The sequence below is a fragment of the Undibacterium cyanobacteriorum genome, assembly GCF_031326225.1.
Classification (GTDB): Bacteria; Pseudomonadota; Gammaproteobacteria; order Burkholderiales; family Burkholderiaceae_D; genus Undibacterium; species Undibacterium cyanobacteriorum.
Genome location: NZ_CP133720.1, coordinates 3,344,081 through 3,361,784, shown reverse-complemented (window position 1 = coordinate 3,361,784; position 17,704 = coordinate 3,344,081). Strand labels below are relative to the sequence as shown.

The window sequence follows — 17,704 nt, the reverse complement described above, 5'->3', positions numbered from 1 at the left end:
GACTAGGGAGAGCAAAAATGAGCGTATGTGGTCGTAGTAAGATGCAAGGCTTCACCTTGATAGAAATGATGATTACAATTTTGGTGATTTCTATCATCACGGCGATCGCATATCCAAGTTATCGCGATAACGTTCGGCGCGGCGATCGCGCCGAAGCCCGCGCAGCCTTGATGGAGAACGCTCAATTCATGGAGCGCGTATTTACGGAAAATAATGCCTACGACAAAGCTAGCAGTGCGTCTCTGCCTCGCACAGTATCGCCGGCGAATTCAACAGGAACTTCGGTGAAGTACCAATTTACATTATCGAACGTCACCTCGACATCTTTTACTTTGCAAGCCGAGCCTAAGAATTCTCAATCCAGTGATGCATGCGGTAAGCTCACGGTGAATAATTTGGGACAAAAGTCTGTCAATGGCACGCCGACGGGTGGTATGACTGCAGATACTTGCTGGCAGAAATAATCGATAGATCTGAATACTGTGTTTTCATAAGGGCCTTGCGTATGCAGGCCCTTATTTTTTCTTAACCTCTTGAATCGCCTCGACAAATTCAGATACATCTTCGAAGCTTTTATAGACTGAGGCAAAACGAATATAGGCGACTTTATCGAGACGTTTGAGCTCGCGCATGACTAACTCTCCGAGATGACCAGAAACGACTTCGCGCTGACCACTATTCAGTAATTTCTCTTCAATGCGTTGAATTGCCGTGTCGACGGCCTCGGCTGAAACTGGCCGCTTACGTAATGCCAGCATTAAGCTCGCGCGAAGTTTGCCTGACTCATACTCCGACCGACTACCATTTTTCTTTACGATCACTGGCATGCTTAATTCAATACGCTCGTAGGTCGTGAATCGTTTGTCGCAATGGGCGCAGCGACGACGACGTCGTATCGTATCGCCTTCTTCGGAAATACGGGTGTCAATGACTTGTGTATCGTCGTTATGGCAGAAGGGGCATTTCATTTTCTTGCGAACCTTGCATAGTCAGGAATCTCTTTGATTTGGTTTTATTCTATCGTTTCTCAAGGCAAGCGAGTTGAGGAAGTGTAAAAAAGGCAGTGAATTATTGTAAAAAGAGAAAAATGCGACATTACTGTCGAACTCGCGTCATTTCTAAATGCTCATGGATGCAATGTAAAGCTTGAATAGTATGAGGAGCGCTTGAATCGCGCAAAGCTTCGAATGGGCACGGATTAAAAAAAGCCACTTAGATTTTGCTCTAAGTGGCTTTTTGTTTTGAAACGCATCGACTGCAGAATCACGGGTTTAAGTCGGATCCTGAAGAGCGGGGCGCTGATTAGTTGCCGTACACGGGGAATGCGTCGGTCAATTTCTTCACTTCCGCCTTCACGCGCTCAATTGTCGCTGCATCGTTTGGATTGTCCAACACATCAGCAACAAGGTGACCGATCTTAATCGCTTCTGCTTCTTTAAAGCCACGTGTAGTCAATGCAGGGCTGCCCAAACGGATACCGGAAGTCACGAATGGTTTTTCTGGATCGTTTGGAATCGAGTTCTTATTGCAAGTGATGTGAGCAGAACCCAATACTGCTTCCGCTGCTTTACCTGTGATGTTTTTAGAGCGCAGATCAACCAACATCACGTGCGATTCTGTGCGACCAGAGATGATGCGCAAGCCACGTTCGATCAAAGTTTTTGCCAAAGCATCAGCGTTCTTCACGACTTGTTCTTGGTACGCTTTGAAGCCTGGTTCCAAAGCTTCTTTAAAGGCGACCGCTTTACCAGCGATCACGTGCATCAATGGACCACCTTGCAAGCCTGGGAAAATCGCGGAGTTGATGATTTTTTCGTGTTCGGCTTTCATCAAAATGATACCGCCACGTGGGCCACGCAAAGACTTGTGCGTTGTCGAGGTGACGAAGTCAGCGTGTGGTACTGGGTTAGGATAAACGCCTGCAGCGATCAAGCCAGCATAGTGCGCCATATCGACCATGAAATAGGCGCCGACTTCTTTCGCGATTTTGGCGAAACGTTCGAAGTCGATGCGCAAGGAGTATGCGGATGCACCAGCGATAATCAACTTAGGCTTCGATTCACGTGCCAAACGTTCCATGGCTTCGTAGTCGATCTCTTCTTTGTCGTTCAAACCGTAAGAAACCACGTTGAACCATTTGCCAGACATATTCAATGGCATACCATGGGTCAAGTGACCACCTTCGGCCAACGACATCCCCATAATGGTGTCGCCTGGTTTCAACACTGCGAAGAAGACGCCTTGGTTGGCTTGTGAGCCAGAGTTAGGCTGAACGTTCGCAGCTTCTGCGCCGAAGATCTTTTTCAAACGATCAATCGCCAATTGCTCAACCACGTCGACGTGTTCGCAGCCACCGTAGTAGCGTTTGCCTGGATAGCCTTCAGCATACTTATTGGTCAATTGAGAACCTTGCGCTTCCATGACGGCTGGCGAAGTATAGTTTTCAGACGCGATCAACTCGATGTGCTCTTGTTGACGAACGTTTTCGGCTTGAATCGCGGCGAGCAATTCTGGATCGATATTAGCGAGAGTATGATTCTTGGAGAACATGGGTTTCCTGTTGAAAAAAGCGTGAAAAATGAAAAATGCGAGATTGGGACTGATACGTAAAAATGCGAATGCTTGCTGATACAAGTCTCAATCACTTTTACCATCGAGATACCCAGGCGTACGGCCAGAATCAAAACACGACTCTGCAAATCTCACGCTTCACGATGGAACTCCATCTTCTGCGGCAACTTTTGGATAAAAAGTCCACCGCATTTTCGCCAGTTGCGTGAGACAAAAATGGTGTGCGAATTTTACTTGAGCTGCCCACTTAGAGCAAGTTTGTGCGCTGCAAAAAACGCTTCATAAAAGCATGTGAAATCTTGCCTTTTGCACCACCTCTGGTTTGTGTTTTTACTGGTTCGCGTTTTGTAACTACCTGAATTTAAATGAGAAAATGTGGTTGGTCGGCGCGGGGAGAAGTATTTGTCGGGATCTCAATGCTGGACAACATGGTGCAGGTCAAAACTGTAGTGACAATAAAATGGTGAATTTGCTAAGCGTTTGTGAAGCGGTGTTGGTCAGTTCATCCAATATGTAGGCATGGCGAACGATGCGTTTGATTTGGGTGGTCATGATGTGTCTCTGTTTGCCTCAAAGGCATCGCCACATGATCGCATTCGTCCTGCGCGGCGCTACCTTAGGATTCACTATCTCGGCGCATTGGAATGCGCATTCGGTTCAGCGACTTTATAGACAAAAAGCTTTAAAATGACGCCTTTTCATGCGCATCGAGGGTAAATTGATGATGGTGGTATTGGTGACGGGAGCAAGTTCTGGTTTTGGCGAGGCGATGGTCCGTAAATTTGCTCAACAAGGGCATCGTGTCATCGCTGCGGCGCGGCGTCTTGATCGCTTGCTGGATTTGCAAAAAGAACTAGGCGAACAAGTTTTACCGGTCGAGTTGGATGTGACGGATAAGGCATCGATTCAAACGATGTTGTCGGGTTTAAGCGCGGAATGGCGCGATATCGACGTGTTGATTAATAACGCAGGCTTGGCTTTGGGGATTGCTCCCGCTCAAGAAGCTGATCTCGATGATTGGGAAGTCATGATCGAGACCAATAACAAGGGCTTGGTGCGCATGACTCGTGCTCTGTTACCGCATTTCGTGCAGCGTAAGAACGGCGTGATTATCAACATCGGTTCGATCGCCGGATCGACTGCCTACCCAGGAGGCAATGTCTACGGCGCGACTAAGGCGTTTGTTGATCAGTTTACTTTGAATTTGCGTGCCGATTTAATTGGTACAGGCGTGCGTGCTTGTAATATTGCCCCTGGCCTGTGCGGTGGAACAGAGTTTTCCAATGTGCGTTTCAAAGGTGATGACGCGAAAGCGGCTGCGGTTTATCAAGGCACGCAACCATTGACGGCAGTTGATATCGCCGAAACCGCTTATTGGATGGCAAGTTTGCCAGCGCACATCAACATCAATTACATCGAAATGATGCCGATGTGCCAAGGCTTCGGTCCCTTGGCTGTGCAACGTGATCCTGCATAAGAGTGAAGGCGAAAGCATGACAGCAAATAGCTTTTCTTGGCCAGTTCGGGTGTATTACGAAGACACGGATGCAGGTGGTGTCGTTTTCTATGCAAACTATCTCAAATTTTTCGAGCGTGCTCGGACCGAATGGCTGCGCACCATTGGTTTGGAATCTTCTGTTTTGCTCGATCGTTATGGAGCTTTGTTTGTGATTAAAGCGACCAATGTCGAGTATCATGCGTCTGCTCGTCTCGACGATGAACTTCATGTGACGGCAGCGGTCGAAAAAGTAGGACGAGCTTCATTGGTGTTTTATCAGGAAGTATATTGTGGTGAGCGATTGCTGACCTCGGCCCGATTGACTGCATGTTGGGTGGATAAAGCTGCGTGGCGTCCAGTACCAATACCCGATGAGATGGTGGCTTTATTACGTGGTGTTGAAGCGAACTAATGCAGGAGTGCTTTGCTCTCTTAATTTGGTGAACATGGTCTTTGATCGACGCCACACTTAACGGTTTTATTTTGATTTTTGTAGTCTTGTTTTTGAAGAATTTACTATGACAGTTACTCAAGATCTTTCGATTGTGACCCTAGTGACGAATGCATCGCCACTGGTACAAATTGTGATGGCGATTTTGCTCGGTGTATCCATCATGAGTTGGAACTATATCTTTAGCAAAATGTTTGCGATCAAGAAGGCACGGGCGCAGACTGAACAATTTGAACGCAGTTTTTGGGCGGGCGGCAATCTTGTCGAACTGTATCAACAAGCAGTCGCGAATCATCGCGGTGCGCGTGATAAAACCGGTGCTTTGGAACGTATTTTCGAAGCCGGTATGAACGAATATCACAAAGTAAAAGCTGCCAATAAAGCGGGTCTCGATGCTGGTGCGATGTTGGATGGTGCACGTCGTGCAATGCGCGCTTCCTTCCAACGCGAGATGGATCATTTGGAATCACACTTGTCGTTCTTGGCCTCGGTTGGTTCGGTCTCGCCTTACATTGGTTTGTTCGGTACGGTATGGGGCATTATGAATGCCTTCCGTGGTTTGGCGAATGTACAGCAAGCGACCTTGGCGGCGGTCGCGCCTGGTATTGCTGAAGCTTTGGTCGCGACCGCGATCGGCCTGTTCGCGGCGATTCCAGCGGTGTTGGCATATAACCGGTACTCGCACGATATCGATCGTCTCTCGATTCGTTTTGAAACTTTCATTGAAGAGTTCTCGAATATTTTGCAACGTCAGTCTCGTTAATTTCAGGGTGAATCAAAATGAGTTCACTTCGTGGCGAACGCAAACGCAAATTTAAAGCCGAGATTAACGTCGTTCCTTACATTGACGTGATGTTGGTGTTGCTCGTGATTTTTATGGTGGCTGCGCCGATGACGAATCCTAGTGTCATCAATTTGCCCACCGCAGGGCAATCAACCAAGCCACCCGCCGATTACATCGAAATAGCCTTGGCTCCCAATGCGTCGGCGACGATCAGTATCGTCAGCAAGGGCGAATCGAATGGTAATAGTCGACAAGAGGCCAAAGAATCGGTCGCTGATCGCAAACAATTGATGCAGAAATTGAAGGAGTACCATCAAGCCAAACCCGAAATTTCGGTGATGGTCTCTGCTGATAAAGAAATCAAATACGATGAAGTCATTCAAGTAATTTCTGAAGCAAAGAAATTAGGTATCTCTCGTGTCGGGCTTGCGACGAAATAATGATGAAGCCAACGCAGTATTCTGGTAGCAAAAGGAATCCACGTTCACTATTGGGACGTGAATTTCTCTTGTGCGGTTTGACTACATTTGCCTTGGTAGGGCAGGCGCAAGAAACTAAGCAGGTACAAACAGACACTAGCAAGAATGATGCTGCCAAGCTTTCCATGTCACCTCAAGCCAATGATGCTACGCAAGAGTTTATTTCCCCCGGGCAGAGCCGACTGCGTTTGAGCAGGCTGGGTGGCAAACTGGGTGATTTGCTGCAAGAACACATTCCAGTTTTATCTTCGTCCGCAGAAACCCAATTTGTCACACCGAGTTTATTGCGTAAGCTACAGACCGATATCGCTTCGATCTTAGCGACGGAGGGATATTTTTCACCGCAAGTGCGATTCCAAAAATCTAGTGATGGCAATTTGATTGACGTCGAAGTCCTCGCGGGTACCCAAACGCTCATCAAAGAAGTGCAAATTCGTTTTACCGGTGCGCTCGCGGATGCTGTGGCTGCAGGTGAAAGCGCGGCGATTCAAAAACGTGACGCGCTTGTGCAAGCTTGGTTGCTTCCCAAGGATGCGCCGTTTAAGCAAAGTGATTGGAGCGAAGCAAAGACGCAAATTCTTGAAGCACTCCACGCGAATCTCTATGCAGGTGCGACCTTAACCGACAGTAAAGCGAGTATTGACGCTGAAACTTTCTCCGCAGTGTTGGAAGTAGAAATCGATAGCGGCGCCGCGTTTTATTTCGGCGATCTGCAAGTCCTAGGCTTGGATCGTTACCCCTATTGGTTGTTGGAGCGATTCAATCCACCCAAGAAAGGCGAGCCGTATTCCAGTCCTCGCCTTCTTGAATTTCAGCGTAGCCTCCAAAATTCTCCTTATTTCTCAACGGTGAGTTTTAACGTTGAGCCCGACGCTAGTAAGGCAAGCGCATTGCCGATTGAGGTGGTGCTGAGTGAGCGACAAACGCGCGATTTGGGCTTAAGCGCTGGTTATAGTTCCAATACGGGTTTTCGCACCGAGGTGACCTACCGCGACAGAAATGTGTTCGATCGTTTGTGGGATCTGCGCGGTGCTGTGCGACTCGAACAGAAACAGCAATTGAGCTATGCCGATTTTTATTTGCCTCCAACTGATCAGCGCCGCCTTGATTCATTTGGCGTGCTGTTTGATCGCAGTAATATCGAAGGTTTACTACAAACTCGCTCTGCGATTGCAGTGAAACGCAGTACAACTTCGGGCTCGGTCGAACAAACCTTGGGCGCAAAGTATTCTGAAGAAAAGGCGATTTATACCGACGCTGCCGGTCTGCGCAATGATAATAAGAGTCAAGCCCTGGTGGCCAGTATCGCTTGGATTTGGCGTGGTGTGGATGATGTGTTTGCACCACGTGTTGGACACCGTGCGCAATTCGAAACTTTGATCTCTAATCAAGCCTTGGTGTCGGACCAATCGTTTATTCGGGCCTATGGGAAGTATCAATATTGGTTGCCGGTGGGGAAGCGAGACACGGTTTTGTTGCGTGCTGAGTTAGGTAAAGTCTTTAGTAGCAGTGCGAATAATATTCCGAATGGTTACTTATTCCGTACGGGTGGTAGCACCAGCGTCCGTGGTTACGCGTATCAAAGTTTGGGTGTGAAGTCGGGTGAAGCAGTACTCGGTGGACGCATTGTTGGGGTCGCGAGTGTTGAGTACATTCACTGGCTGGATAATACGGTGGGCATAGCGGGTTTCTTTGACAGTGGTGACGCTGCCGTTGATTGGAAGAGCTTTCAAGCAAAACAAGGTCTTGGTGTGGGCGCACGCGTTAAGACTTTGGCTGGTCCAATTGCTCTCGATCTTGCTTATGGCAATAAGACGCGCAAGTTACGCCTCGATTTTTCCATCGCGATTGCCTTCTAAAATGGAACAGAAATTGACGCAAGAATGCAGGCTTATGACCGCTAAGATTTGGATGATGAATCATGCAGACTGAGTCTCAAGAATCCACACAAGCGACGAATCAGCAGCCGCAGCCGAGCTCCGCGGAAGCTGTGATCAAGGTACCCAGAAGAAGCTTGGGCTGGGCCTGCGTGAAGTTTATTCTCGCTATCTTAGTGATGCTCGTGCTTGGGCTCACATGGATTTTTCAGACCACAAGTGGGACGCGTTTTGCTTTGGGATTGGTTGAACGTCTGAGTCCGGTTTCCCTGCAGTTTCAACAAGTGGGTGGTCGACTTGCGGATCGCATACAGATTGCTGAAGTACAATTTAAGAATCAGACAGAAATCGTTGTGATCTCAGGTTTGGAGCTCGAATGGCGACCATGGTCCCTACTGAGCGGCGTGCTTGATATCTCGAAGGCGCAGGCCTCGCAAGTGAAAGTGTCCTCCAAGCCGAGTTCGACGCCAACGCATGCTCCCGCAGATCTGCATCTTCCCTTTGATGTCAAGATTGAGCAAGCAGCCTTGGGGCAACTTCATTTTTCTGACTGGTTACCCGATGGAAGTGAGCATCGTTATTTCGGCCTACGTGCGATGACAGCGAGTGGTAAAGCCGAAAACGCGCGTTACCAGGTGCAAGCAAGTGCTGTAAGTGATTGGGGGCAATTTCAAGCGCAGGGCAACTTGTCGATGCAAAGTCCTTTCGCGATTGACCTGATCGGGCAATACAAAGGCCAAGCTCATCCAGATATTCCAGAAGTGAAAGCCGATTTGCAATTTGACGGCAATCTATTGGATCTGAATGCGCGCGCTCAATTAGTGCAAACTTTTAAAGATGCGACGGCGGTAGCGTCGAGTCCCGCTGCTAAAAGTAAAGGTGATGAGAAACTTGGTGCGCGTGGCCACGTTGAATTCAAACTTAAACCATTCGCCGAACATAGCTTACGTTTGGCAAAAGTCAGTGTTCAGGGCCTCGACCTGACACATTTAAATCCGCATGCTCCGGCCGCATTGTTGAATGTCCAAGCGGATTTGCAATCCCTATCGAGCAATTTGGCTGAACCTGTGCCAATGCCAAATAAGAACAAGGATGCGCCAGCTCAGTTGAAGCAAGCGTTTCAGAGCACAGCCAAGTTGTCTGCAAGTGAGGTGGCGAAAAAGTCAAACAACCATCCCGATAAAAATTCGAACGCGAATGGAAGCCCTACGGCGAGCGCCGAACCCTATTTCCTAAAAGGGCAGGTGGTCGTCGAGAATGCGAAGCCGCAAAGTTTTGATAAGCATGGCATACCGTTTAAGGCGGCTAAGGCCTTGGTCGAGTGGCGGCATGATGCAATCAGTATGCAAGATCTCAGCTTGCAAATGCAGAGCGGTGAATTCAATGGGAAGGCAAGCCTTGAGATACGTGCGCACGCCCAACCGGCCCTTGATGCGCAGTTGCGTGCTGAGAATATCGATCTACTGCAATTTGATAGCCGCTTGCGTAAGACGCAAATCAAAGGTGATTTGCAGATCCAAACCAAACGCGCTCGTTTTATCGATTTCCAGCTTCAGGCGAGTGATGCCCGTAATCGTCTCGACGGCCGCGCTAGTTTTGAATTCAATGCAGCTGGCAATAATGGCAGCTTGCATATTGAGAAAATTGACTTGCAAGCGGATCAATCTCGTTTCGCCGGGCAAGGAGACATCAGTTTTGAAGGCGCCAAAAAGTTTGAGCTGCAAGGCAATTTATTTCAATTTGATCCATCACTGTGGGGCAAACTTCCAGCCGGTCGTATCGATACTGAACTTAAAATATCCGGCACGCTGACACCGAAAACGGTTCTGCAGGCACAGCTTAATCAGTTGAATGGCGAATGGAATGGGCATCGATTGATGGGACTCGCGAAGTTCGCTTGGGTTGAAGATCAAAGTCTCTCAATCGATCAAGCTGAATTGAGTTGGGGTAAAAATAATCTGACTGCGGCGGGTGCACTCGGTAAAGCTGGGGATGAATTACGTTGGCAAACGAGAGCGCATGATTTGCAATTGTTCTCGGTGTTTCTCGGTATTCCTATTGCGGGCAAGCTCGAGGCAGAAGGTAAATTCAGCGGTGGATTTGACGCACTTAGTATGCAAACTGATGCGAAACTTGAAAACGCCTCGGTCCGTCAATGGCGCCTAGGTAGTAGTGAATTACATTTGCGTTCTGAGCCTGGACGTCAGGGGGCTGTGCAACTCGATTTGCAAGCGAAAGATCTCTATAGCGCGAGCATCGATTTGAATGCATCGAGTCCAGATGGTCAGGTCGTTGAGAAGAAGCGAAGCTTGGTCGAAGAATTGCGCTTTCAAGTCAACGGGCAACGACAAAATCATCAATTTCAGTTGCAGACGCGATTCGATCGGAGTCATAAAACCGAATTGCGCGGTGAGGGGGACCTTGAACTAAGTAGCTGGCACGATGCCAAGTGGAAGGGCCGTTTCGCACAATTCAAATTGGTAGGCTTTGCTGGCAACGGCAGTCGTCAAGAAACCAATGATCTTCAACTCGATGCGCCGATGGGTGTTGAATTGTCGCGCGAACGTATTGCCTTGGATGGCGGACGTTTTAGCGGCGTGATTGGTAAGCTTAAATTGGATCAGTTTGAGTGGACTCCAAGTTCTATGCAGACCCGCGGCAGTTTAGACGAATTACGAGTGATGGAGATTGCCAATCTGTGGAAGCCGCAGCATTTCATCGCGGGAGATCTTCGTTTAGGTGCAAGTTGGGATGTTCAACTAAAAGGGAGTGCCAAGGGCAAGTTTGAGTTGCAACGCCAAGCGGGTGATTTGTATTTGAATGATGCTGATGGTACTGGTCAGCCGATGTATATGGGCTTAAACGACCTTCGATTTGCCGTCGTTGCAGGAGGCCTAATCGCTGGTACGGACGCAGAAAAAGTCAGTATGCAGTTCAACGCGAATGGCAAGCGCCTCGGTCAGTGGCAAGCGAAATTGGAGACCGAATTACGTCAACGCGACGAGAAATGGATACTTGATTCAGAGGCGCCAGTGAGTGGAGCCTTGAGTGCGAGTCTGCCTGAGTTGCAATGGCTGGCGGCGCAACTGAGTGCAGAATTTGGTTTGAAAGGTTCTTTAAACGTTGACGCGCGCATCGCCGGCAAGATGGGCAAACCAACTTATCGCGCTAGCGTTGAAGGAAACGGTTTGGAATTGGCGGTCGCTTCGGAAGGCCTCTTATTCCCGAATGGGGTGTTACGCGCTGAACTCACGGAGAAAAACATTAAGCTGCAGCAGCTGCGTTTCAGTAACAAGATCAGTTTTATTCCTAAGCTGGAGCAAACTCGAGACTTAAATTGGATGGGGCAGGAAGGTGAATTTACTGCCTCCGGCGAAATCAATTGGCTCGATAATAGTGGCGCGATTGGAATGCAATGGAAAAAATTTCCAGTGTTGCAGCGCAAAGATCGATGGTTGGTGATGAGTGGTGATGCCAAGATTACTCAAACTGATAGGTTATGGTCTTTGATTGGTAAGTTAGGGGCGGACGGCGCCTATTTTCGATTGCCGAAACTGCCACCGCCAAGTCTGTCGAGTGATGTGGTACTCAACCAAAACTTAAAGCTGGATCCGGAAACGAGCGAACTCGATGAGCGGAAAAATTTTAGGACGCGGGTCGACTTACAGATTGATATGGGGCCTCGATTTGTTTTCGTCGGGCGCGGATTAAATACCGCACTGACCGGCACCATGCGTTTGCGTATGAACGACAATAGTACGTGGCAGGCCAGTGGATCGATCGCGACCAATGGCGGGCAATATGAAGGCTATGGTCAACAACTTGAAATTGAACGTGGCATCCTTAAATTCCAAGGGCCGCCCAATAATCCGAGTTTGAATGTGCGCGCTCTGCGAAAAGGCTTGTTGGTCGAGGCTGGCGTGGAGGTCACAGGTAATGTGGCCAACCCACAGGTACGTTTGGTGTCTGAGCCCAATGTGCCAGACAACGACAAGATTTCATGGTTGATTTTGGGACGTGAAGCGGATCAACTTGGCGTGAACGATGCATCGCTCCTGTTGACTGCGGCTGGCGCTTTATTTGGAACTGACGGTTCAGGAAATATCCCCAAGGAGTTGGCGAAAGGTTTGGGCTTTGATGAATTTTCGATCGGTCCCGCCGAAAATGGAGGCTCGTCCAAACTTCCGAGTCAGACTATCGCCGGCGAAACCACTGTTGGCGCAGTCAATAACGATAGTGTTTTGAATATCGGATGGCGTTTGAAACCAGGCTTAGTGGTGTCGATTGAACGAGGTATGGCAGACGCGAGCAGCGCCCTGAAGGCAAGTTGGCAATTGGGACGGCGAGTGCGCTTGGTGGCGCGCTCTGGAACGGATGTCAGTCTCGATGTGAAGTATAGTTTTTCCTTTAACTAGGGTGAATACCAGCTAATGTCTATGTCGGTCAGCCGAAATTTGTTTAGCAGCGTTACAGATAGATCGTTCTATTGAAAGCCAAGGTTTTGCATTACCTCAGACTATAATGCAGCCTAAATCCGATCTTGATAGCGTATGCGCTTGAGTAAGAAGTCAAAGAATGAGTGAATTTACCTTTAATGCAATGAACAGCAATGGTGTAGGCGGGCGAGTCTATCAAGAGACATCGTGGGGTTCGCTCGGACTGGCCGCCTTGATGCACGTCGCCTTGTTTGCATTTCTCTGGTTTGGTGTGCAGTGGCAGAGTAAGCAAACCAACTACGAAGAAGTCGAAGTCTGGGACCTGACCTCGCGCCAAGCAGCACCTTTGCCGACGCCAGAGGTTCCGCAAGTTGAACCGGAAAAAGTAGAGCCTCCTAAACCGGTTGAGCCTGAAGTTCAAAAAGAAGATCCAGAGATTGCTTTGGAGTTAGAGCGCAAGCGCTTGGCCGCAGAGAAAAAACGTATCGCGGATGAAGAGTTAGAACGCAAGAAAGAAAAAGAAAAAATCGCTGCTGAAAAGCTGAAAAAAGAGAAGCAAGAGAAGCAAGAGAAAGAAGACGAAAAGAAACGTCTGGCGAAAGAAAAAGCTTTGCGCGATAAGATGTTTGAAGATGATAAAAAACGTCTCGAAGCGCAGGCGACTAAAGTGGGTAGTGGCGGTGTGGGTGACGCTTTGAAATCGACGGGTAATAACCGTGGCGATCCTAGTTATCTGGCCAAAATTGGCGCTAAAGTCAAGTCGAATACGATTTTCTCTGTGACGGATACCTCGTCGAATAATCCAACCGTGGAGTTCATCATCAACTTATTCCCGGATGGTTCTTTGCGCGGGCCGCTGAAGAAGACCAAATCATCGGGTAACCCGGCGTTTGATGATGCGGTCGAAAAAGCCATTGAAAAATCAGTACCTTTCCCACGTGATAAGTCCGGCGAGGTACCAGCAAGTCTTGTTTATGTTCATAAAATGAAAGAATAGGAATTTATGAAAATCCCTTCATTATTTCGTCGTTTCCTCGTACTCGGTGGTGCCTTTGCTTGGCTCACTGCTGGCACTGCGCAGGCTCAATTGCGGGTTGAAGTGTCCGGTGTCGGCTCGACTCAAGTTCCGGTCGCAGTGGCGGCTTTCGCCAACGAAGAATTGTCGCCGCAATTGGTGAGCACGATTATTCGCGATGACTTGAATCGCAGTGGTTACTTTCGTGTGATCGAAACTGGCGTCGCGATTTCTGAAACTGCGACAGTGAGTTTTGATCAATGGAAAAATAAAGGCGCTGAAGCTTTGGTGGTTGGTAGTGTCACCAAAAATGCGGAAGGTCGTTTTGATGTGCGCTATAAGCTCTATGATGTGCTTAAAGCCAGCATGCTGTCTGGATTTCAAATGGATGCGCAAAGCCATAAGTTGCGTTTGACGGGCCACAAAATCGCAGATGATGTCTATGAAAAATTATTAGGCTTGCCAGGCATCTTCTCCACACGCATTTCCTATGTAACGAAAATTGGTAATGAATACCATCTCGAAGTTGCTGATGCTGATGGTGAAAATGTGCAAGTGGCTTTAGTTTCGAAGGAGCCGATCTTCTCGCCAACATGGTCTCCAGACGGCACTAAAATCGCTTACGTTTCCTTGGAACTCAAGAAGCCAGTCATTTACATTCAACATTTGATGACAGGTCAACGCACAACCTTGGCTAGCTTCAAGGGAAATAACTCCGCACCATCGTGGTCGCCCGATGGTTCCAAATTGCTGATCTCCTTGTCGAAGGATGCCATCTCGCAAATTTACACCATCAATGCAGACGGAACAGGCTTGCAGCGCTTAACCACGAGCGGCAGCATCGACACGGAAGCCCGTTATTCTCCCGATGGTAAGAGCATTTATTTTGTGAGCGACCGCAGTGGTGGTTTTCAGATTTATCGTATGAATGCGAGTGGTGGTGAGGTGAAGCGTTTAACCTTTAAGGGGGGCGTTAATATTTCTCCACGTATCTCGCCAGATGGAAATACATTGGTCTATATTTCGCGTCGCGAAGGCGGCGATCAAGTCTATGCACTTGATTTGGTGAATGGACAGGAACTACGTTTGTCAGATACGGCACGCGATGAATTTCCGAGTTTTGCGCCAAATGGCCGCTACGTGCTGTATGCAACGCAGATTGGTCGCAAGGGGAGTCTTGGTATTGTGTCAATTGATGGCAAGGTCAAACAAAAACTTTCTTTGCAGGCAGCCGATATTCGGGAACCCACTTGGGGTCCTTTTGTGAAATAATAGCGTGTTTTTAGTTTTACGATATATTTGCAAGAAATTGGATTTGAAGTTTGTAATTTATTAACAGGAGAAATTTATGCGTTTCACTACTGTATCGAAGACATTGGCTATGATGATTGCAAGCGTAGCTTTGCTTTCTGCGTGCAGCACACCAATCAAAGAAGAACCAAAACCAGTACCAGTTGTTGAAAAACCGATGGTCAAGGAAGAACCGAAGCCAGAAGTAAAAACAGTTAAAGCTGACGTAGTTGATACAACAAATGGTCCACAAGGTGTGAAAACAGAAGTGTTCTTCGACTATGACAAGTACGATATCAAAGATGAGTACAAGCCAGTCATCGAAGGCCACGCAAAATTCTTGGTTGCAAACCCAAATCGTTCTATCTTGGTTCAAGGTAATACTGACGAACGCGGTGGCCGTGAGTACAACATCGCTTTGGGTCAAAAACGTGCAGAAGCAGTGCGTAAGGCATTGGCTTTGTTGGGCGTGAAAGAAGCGCAAGTTGAAGCGGTGTCTTTGGGTAAAGACAAACCACGTGCAACTGGCAGCGATGAAGCTTCTTGGGCTCAAAATCGTCGTTCTGACATCATCTACAAAAAATAATCGATCCACTTTGGATGATTAAGTAGAATTGTCGTAAGACAGACTTATCAAACGGACTTTGCGGTGTCATACTGCAAAGTCCGTTTTGTTTTGGGATCATGTACTTTTGTGTACTGAGATGCTTTCTGTTTGGTTTGACTGAAAATGAGGGTGGAAAATGAATTTGTTGAAGCTTCGTAAGCACGTACTAGTCGGTTTATTTACATGCTTGAGTTTGCCTGCGTTGGCGGGGCCTGGCTTGTTCGATGACGAGGAAGCACGTAAAGCCATTTTGGATTTGCGCGCCAAGATCACTGCATTGAACACTAAACTTGATGCGAAGTTGGATGAAAAGGCTGATAAGACGAGTTTGCTCGATTTGAATAATCAGAACGAACAATTGCGCTCTGAAATCGCAGCTCTGCGCGGCCAAATTGAAGTGTTGATGAACGAGCTCGCCAATGCGCAGAAGCGTCAGCAAGACTTCTACAACGATTTGGACAAACGTTTGCGGGCACTTGAACCGAAAAAATTAAGTGTCGATGGTCGTGAGGTGACGATTGAGCAAAGCGAACAAAGAGCTTTTGATGCGGCGATGAATTTGTATAAGGCAGGTCAATACGCGAACGCAGCGGCCGCCTTCACGAGTTTTAACGTCAGTTACGCCAATTCGATTTTCTCGAGCCAAGCGCAGTATTGGTTGGGTAACTCCTATTATGCACAACGTGATTGCAAGAACACGATTTCGGCATTGCAAACCTTGTTGAAAAACTATCCTGACAGCCCTAAAACTTCCGATGCCATGTTGAATATTGCAGCATGTCAGATTGATTTGAAGGATAAGAAGGAAGCGCGTAAGACATTGGAAGCGGTCATGGCCAAATTCCCAGGTACGGATGCCGCGCAAGCAGCGAAGAGTCGCTTGCCTCTGACAAAATAATCTGGCTATGGAATTGACAGTATCATAGAATCATTCTATAATTTCGTTCTTTCGGGTCGTTAGCTCAGCTGGTAGAGCAGCGGACTTTTAATCCGTTGGTCGCAGGTTCGAATCCCGCACGGCCTACCACGAATTCAGTGGAAAAGACTTAGGTGAAAATCTAAGTCTTTTTTATTTGTCACGAAATCTTAGTATTTTGCTTTGAAATGACGTGATAAATTAATGTAATAAGTAATGCAGTAAGTAATGCAATAAACTGAAAAAGTTTTGGGTCGTTAGCTCAGCTGGTAGAGCAGCGGACTTTTAATCCGTTGGTCGCAGGTTCGAATCCCGCACGGCCTACCAAAATAAAAAAGACTTGGCTTGCCAAGTCTTTTTTTTTCGTCCGAAACATTTGAATCGCAAATTCCCTCTTAGTCTTTTTTGTTTGCACCAGCCTTTGCTTGCTTTGGCTTGCTGATGTTATGGCGCTGATTTGGTGTCGTAGGTTTGAGGTGCTTAAAAGCTGTAACGATGATTCGCACTTACACTATAATCGAGCGTCATTGAACATGTGTGCTCGTGTTCAAAATTGTGCCCACCGTTTCGAAATTTCATGACTAAGAAAGCTTCTTCCGAATCCAAAGATCAGCGCCGCCTACAAATGGCTGATATCGCGCGCCTGGCGGGTGTTTCAACATCGACGGTGTCGCGTGCATTGAGTAAGAGCCCCTTGATTGGCGAGGAAACGCGTCAACGCATCGAAGCCTTAGCGAAGTCATTAAACTACTCGATCAATGTCGGCGCGCAGAATTTAAGGCTGAAGCAAAATAAAACGGTTGCGGTGGTGGTGCCGTTTGATACGGCGAGTCATCAGCACCTCTCTGATCCATTTTTCTTGGGAATTATCGGTAGCATCGCCGATGCATTGACTGAGCGTGGCTACGATATGTTGTTGACGCGCGTGAGTGCGGAAGAGCTCGATGCGGCAGCGCAAATTTACGATACAGGCCGTGCGATTGGCGTGATTCTGATCGGCCAGTGGCGCCATCATGATCAACTCAATCAAATGGCGGCGCGCAAAGTGCCTATCGTGGTCTGGGGTGCGCAAATACCGCAGCAGCTTTACGTGACGGTTGGTAGTGACAACGTGGCTGGTGGTCGCTTGGCCTGTCAGCATCTGATCGATGCGGGCAAAAAACGCATTGCTTTTTTTGGTGATACGCAACTGCCGGAAGTAGCGCACCGTTATCAGGGCTATTGCCAAGCTTTGCAAGCGGCTGGCATGGCGGTCGATCCTAATCTCGTATTGTCTGCCGCTTTTACTGAAGAGGGTGGTCGCTGGGCTGTTGAAACTTTACTGTCGCGTGGCGTCACTTTCGACGCCGTCTTCGCTTGCAGTGATTTGTTGGCGATGACCGCCATTAACTTATTTCGCGCAAGTGGCTTGGCGGTGCCGCAGGACGTGGCAGTGGTTGGTTACGACGACATCGCTTTGGCGCGTTATTTTCATCCTCCCTTAAGCACCATACGGCAGCCAATTGCGGCGGCTGGTGAGGCGCTCGTTAGCGCAGTCTTAGCCTTGTCAGAACAAAACACGACTGGTCCACAATTGCTCGAAACGACCTTGGTTGCGCGGCAATCGAGTTAAGTCTTTTTTAGATCCCTCCAAAATGCCCATGTTGAGCGTGCTTGCTTGCTAGATGCGAGCTCGCAAGTCATGCTCATTTCTTATTTTATGCAACCGTTTGCAATGCGGTTTGCAGGCAATTGCATGATTGCCACAGTCGAAAATCGTGCAAATTGGTGCGATGCAATA

The 17,704-nt window shown here is 48.1% G+C and carries 14 protein-coding genes, 2 tRNA genes and 1 riboswitch; of the genes, 14 read left to right on the top strand and 2 right to left on the bottom strand.

Translation table 11 applies throughout. The features are described from left to right. Positions 1–17 precede the first annotated feature (17 nt). Positions 18–464 (top strand): type IV pilin protein, encoded by a 447-nt coding sequence (locus tag RF679_RS14095; RefSeq protein ID WP_309481269.1) that lies wholly within the window; start codon positions 18–20, stop codon positions 462–464. A 51-nt stretch (positions 465–515) separates the two neighbouring features. Here the strand turns inward: RF679_RS14095 and nrdR are convergent, their stop codons facing one another. Beyond that, positions 516–968 carry a transcriptional regulator NrdR gene (nrdR, locus tag RF679_RS14090; RefSeq protein WP_309481268.1) on the bottom strand — a complete coding sequence of 151 codons (453 nt, stop codon included), beginning with the start codon at positions 966–968 and terminating at the stop codon, positions 516–518. Positions 969–1,302: 334 nt separating this feature from the next. Then, a complete protein-coding gene (gene glyA / locus RF679_RS14085) occupies positions 1,303–2,550 on the bottom strand; it encodes a serine hydroxymethyltransferase (RefSeq protein ID WP_309481267.1) in 1,248 nt (415 codons plus the stop codon). A gap of 103 nt (positions 2,551–2,653) precedes the next feature. After that, positions 2,654–2,786, bottom strand: a riboswitch (ZMP/ZTP riboswitch). A 509-nt stretch (positions 2,787–3,295) separates the two neighbouring features. Between glyA and RF679_RS14080 the strand changes: the two genes are divergently transcribed. From RF679_RS14080 to RF679_RS14020, 13 genes are all read left to right on the top strand, one after another. After that, entirely contained in the window at positions 3,296–4,048 is a 753-nt protein-coding gene (locus RF679_RS14080) for an SDR family oxidoreductase (protein WP_309484021.1), read from the top strand. Between the two features lie 16 nt (positions 4,049–4,064). Then, positions 4,065–4,481 carry a tol-pal system-associated acyl-CoA thioesterase gene (gene ybgC / locus RF679_RS14075; protein ID WP_309481266.1) on the top strand — a complete coding sequence of 139 codons (417 nt, stop codon included), beginning with the start codon at positions 4,065–4,067 and terminating at the stop codon, positions 4,479–4,481. A 106-nt stretch (positions 4,482–4,587) separates the two neighbouring features. Then, entirely contained in the window at positions 4,588–5,283 is a 696-nt protein-coding gene (tolQ, locus tag RF679_RS14070) for a protein TolQ (protein WP_309481265.1), read from the top strand. An 11-nt stretch (positions 5,284–5,294) separates the two neighbouring features. Further along, a complete protein-coding gene (locus RF679_RS14065) occupies positions 5,295–5,744 on the top strand; it encodes an ExbD/TolR family protein (RefSeq protein WP_309484020.1) in 450 nt (149 codons plus the stop codon). Further along, the gene (locus RF679_RS14060; RefSeq protein WP_309481264.1) at positions 5,744–7,642 is read left to right on the top strand and encodes an autotransporter assembly complex protein TamA; all 1,899 of its coding nucleotides are present in this window, start codon (positions 5,744–5,746) and stop codon (positions 7,640–7,642) included. Before RF679_RS14065 ends, RF679_RS14060 begins: the two co-directional genes overlap by 1 nt. A 62-nt stretch (positions 7,643–7,704) precedes the next feature. Continuing rightward, the gene (locus tag RF679_RS14055; RefSeq protein WP_309481263.1) at positions 7,705–12,075 is read left to right on the top strand and encodes a translocation/assembly module TamB domain-containing protein; all 4,371 of its coding nucleotides are present in this window, start codon (positions 7,705–7,707) and stop codon (positions 12,073–12,075) included. A 160-nt stretch (positions 12,076–12,235) separates the two neighbouring features. Beyond that, complete coding sequence (gene tolA, locus RF679_RS14050) at positions 12,236–13,093, top strand: cell envelope integrity protein TolA (protein ID WP_309481262.1); 858 nt, start codon at positions 12,236–12,238, stop codon at positions 13,091–13,093. A 6-nt stretch (positions 13,094–13,099) separates the two neighbouring features. Then, positions 13,100–14,383 (top strand): Tol-Pal system beta propeller repeat protein TolB, encoded by a 1,284-nt coding sequence (gene tolB / locus RF679_RS14045; RefSeq protein WP_309481261.1) that lies wholly within the window; start codon positions 13,100–13,102, stop codon positions 14,381–14,383. A gap of 76 nt (positions 14,384–14,459) precedes the next feature. Further along, on the top strand, positions 14,460–14,987 hold the full coding sequence (pal, locus tag RF679_RS14040; protein WP_309481260.1) for a peptidoglycan-associated lipoprotein Pal: 528 nt from the start codon (positions 14,460–14,462) through the stop codon (positions 14,985–14,987). A 157-nt stretch (positions 14,988–15,144) separates the two neighbouring features. Next, positions 15,145–15,906 carry a tol-pal system protein YbgF gene (gene ybgF, locus RF679_RS14035; RefSeq protein ID WP_309481259.1) on the top strand — a complete coding sequence of 254 codons (762 nt, stop codon included), beginning with the start codon at positions 15,145–15,147 and terminating at the stop codon, positions 15,904–15,906. Between the two features lie 53 nt (positions 15,907–15,959). After that, positions 15,960–16,035: transfer RNA gene (locus tag RF679_RS14030), tRNA-Lys, on the top strand. Between the two features lie 140 nt (positions 16,036–16,175). After that, positions 16,176–16,251 (top strand) — tRNA-Lys (locus RF679_RS14025). Positions 16,252–16,501: 250 nt separating this feature from the next. After that, positions 16,502–17,536, top strand: coding sequence for a LacI family DNA-binding transcriptional regulator (locus tag RF679_RS14020; protein WP_309481258.1), 1,035 nt, complete (start codon positions 16,502–16,504; stop codon positions 17,534–17,536). Positions 17,537–17,704 lie beyond the last annotated feature (168 nt).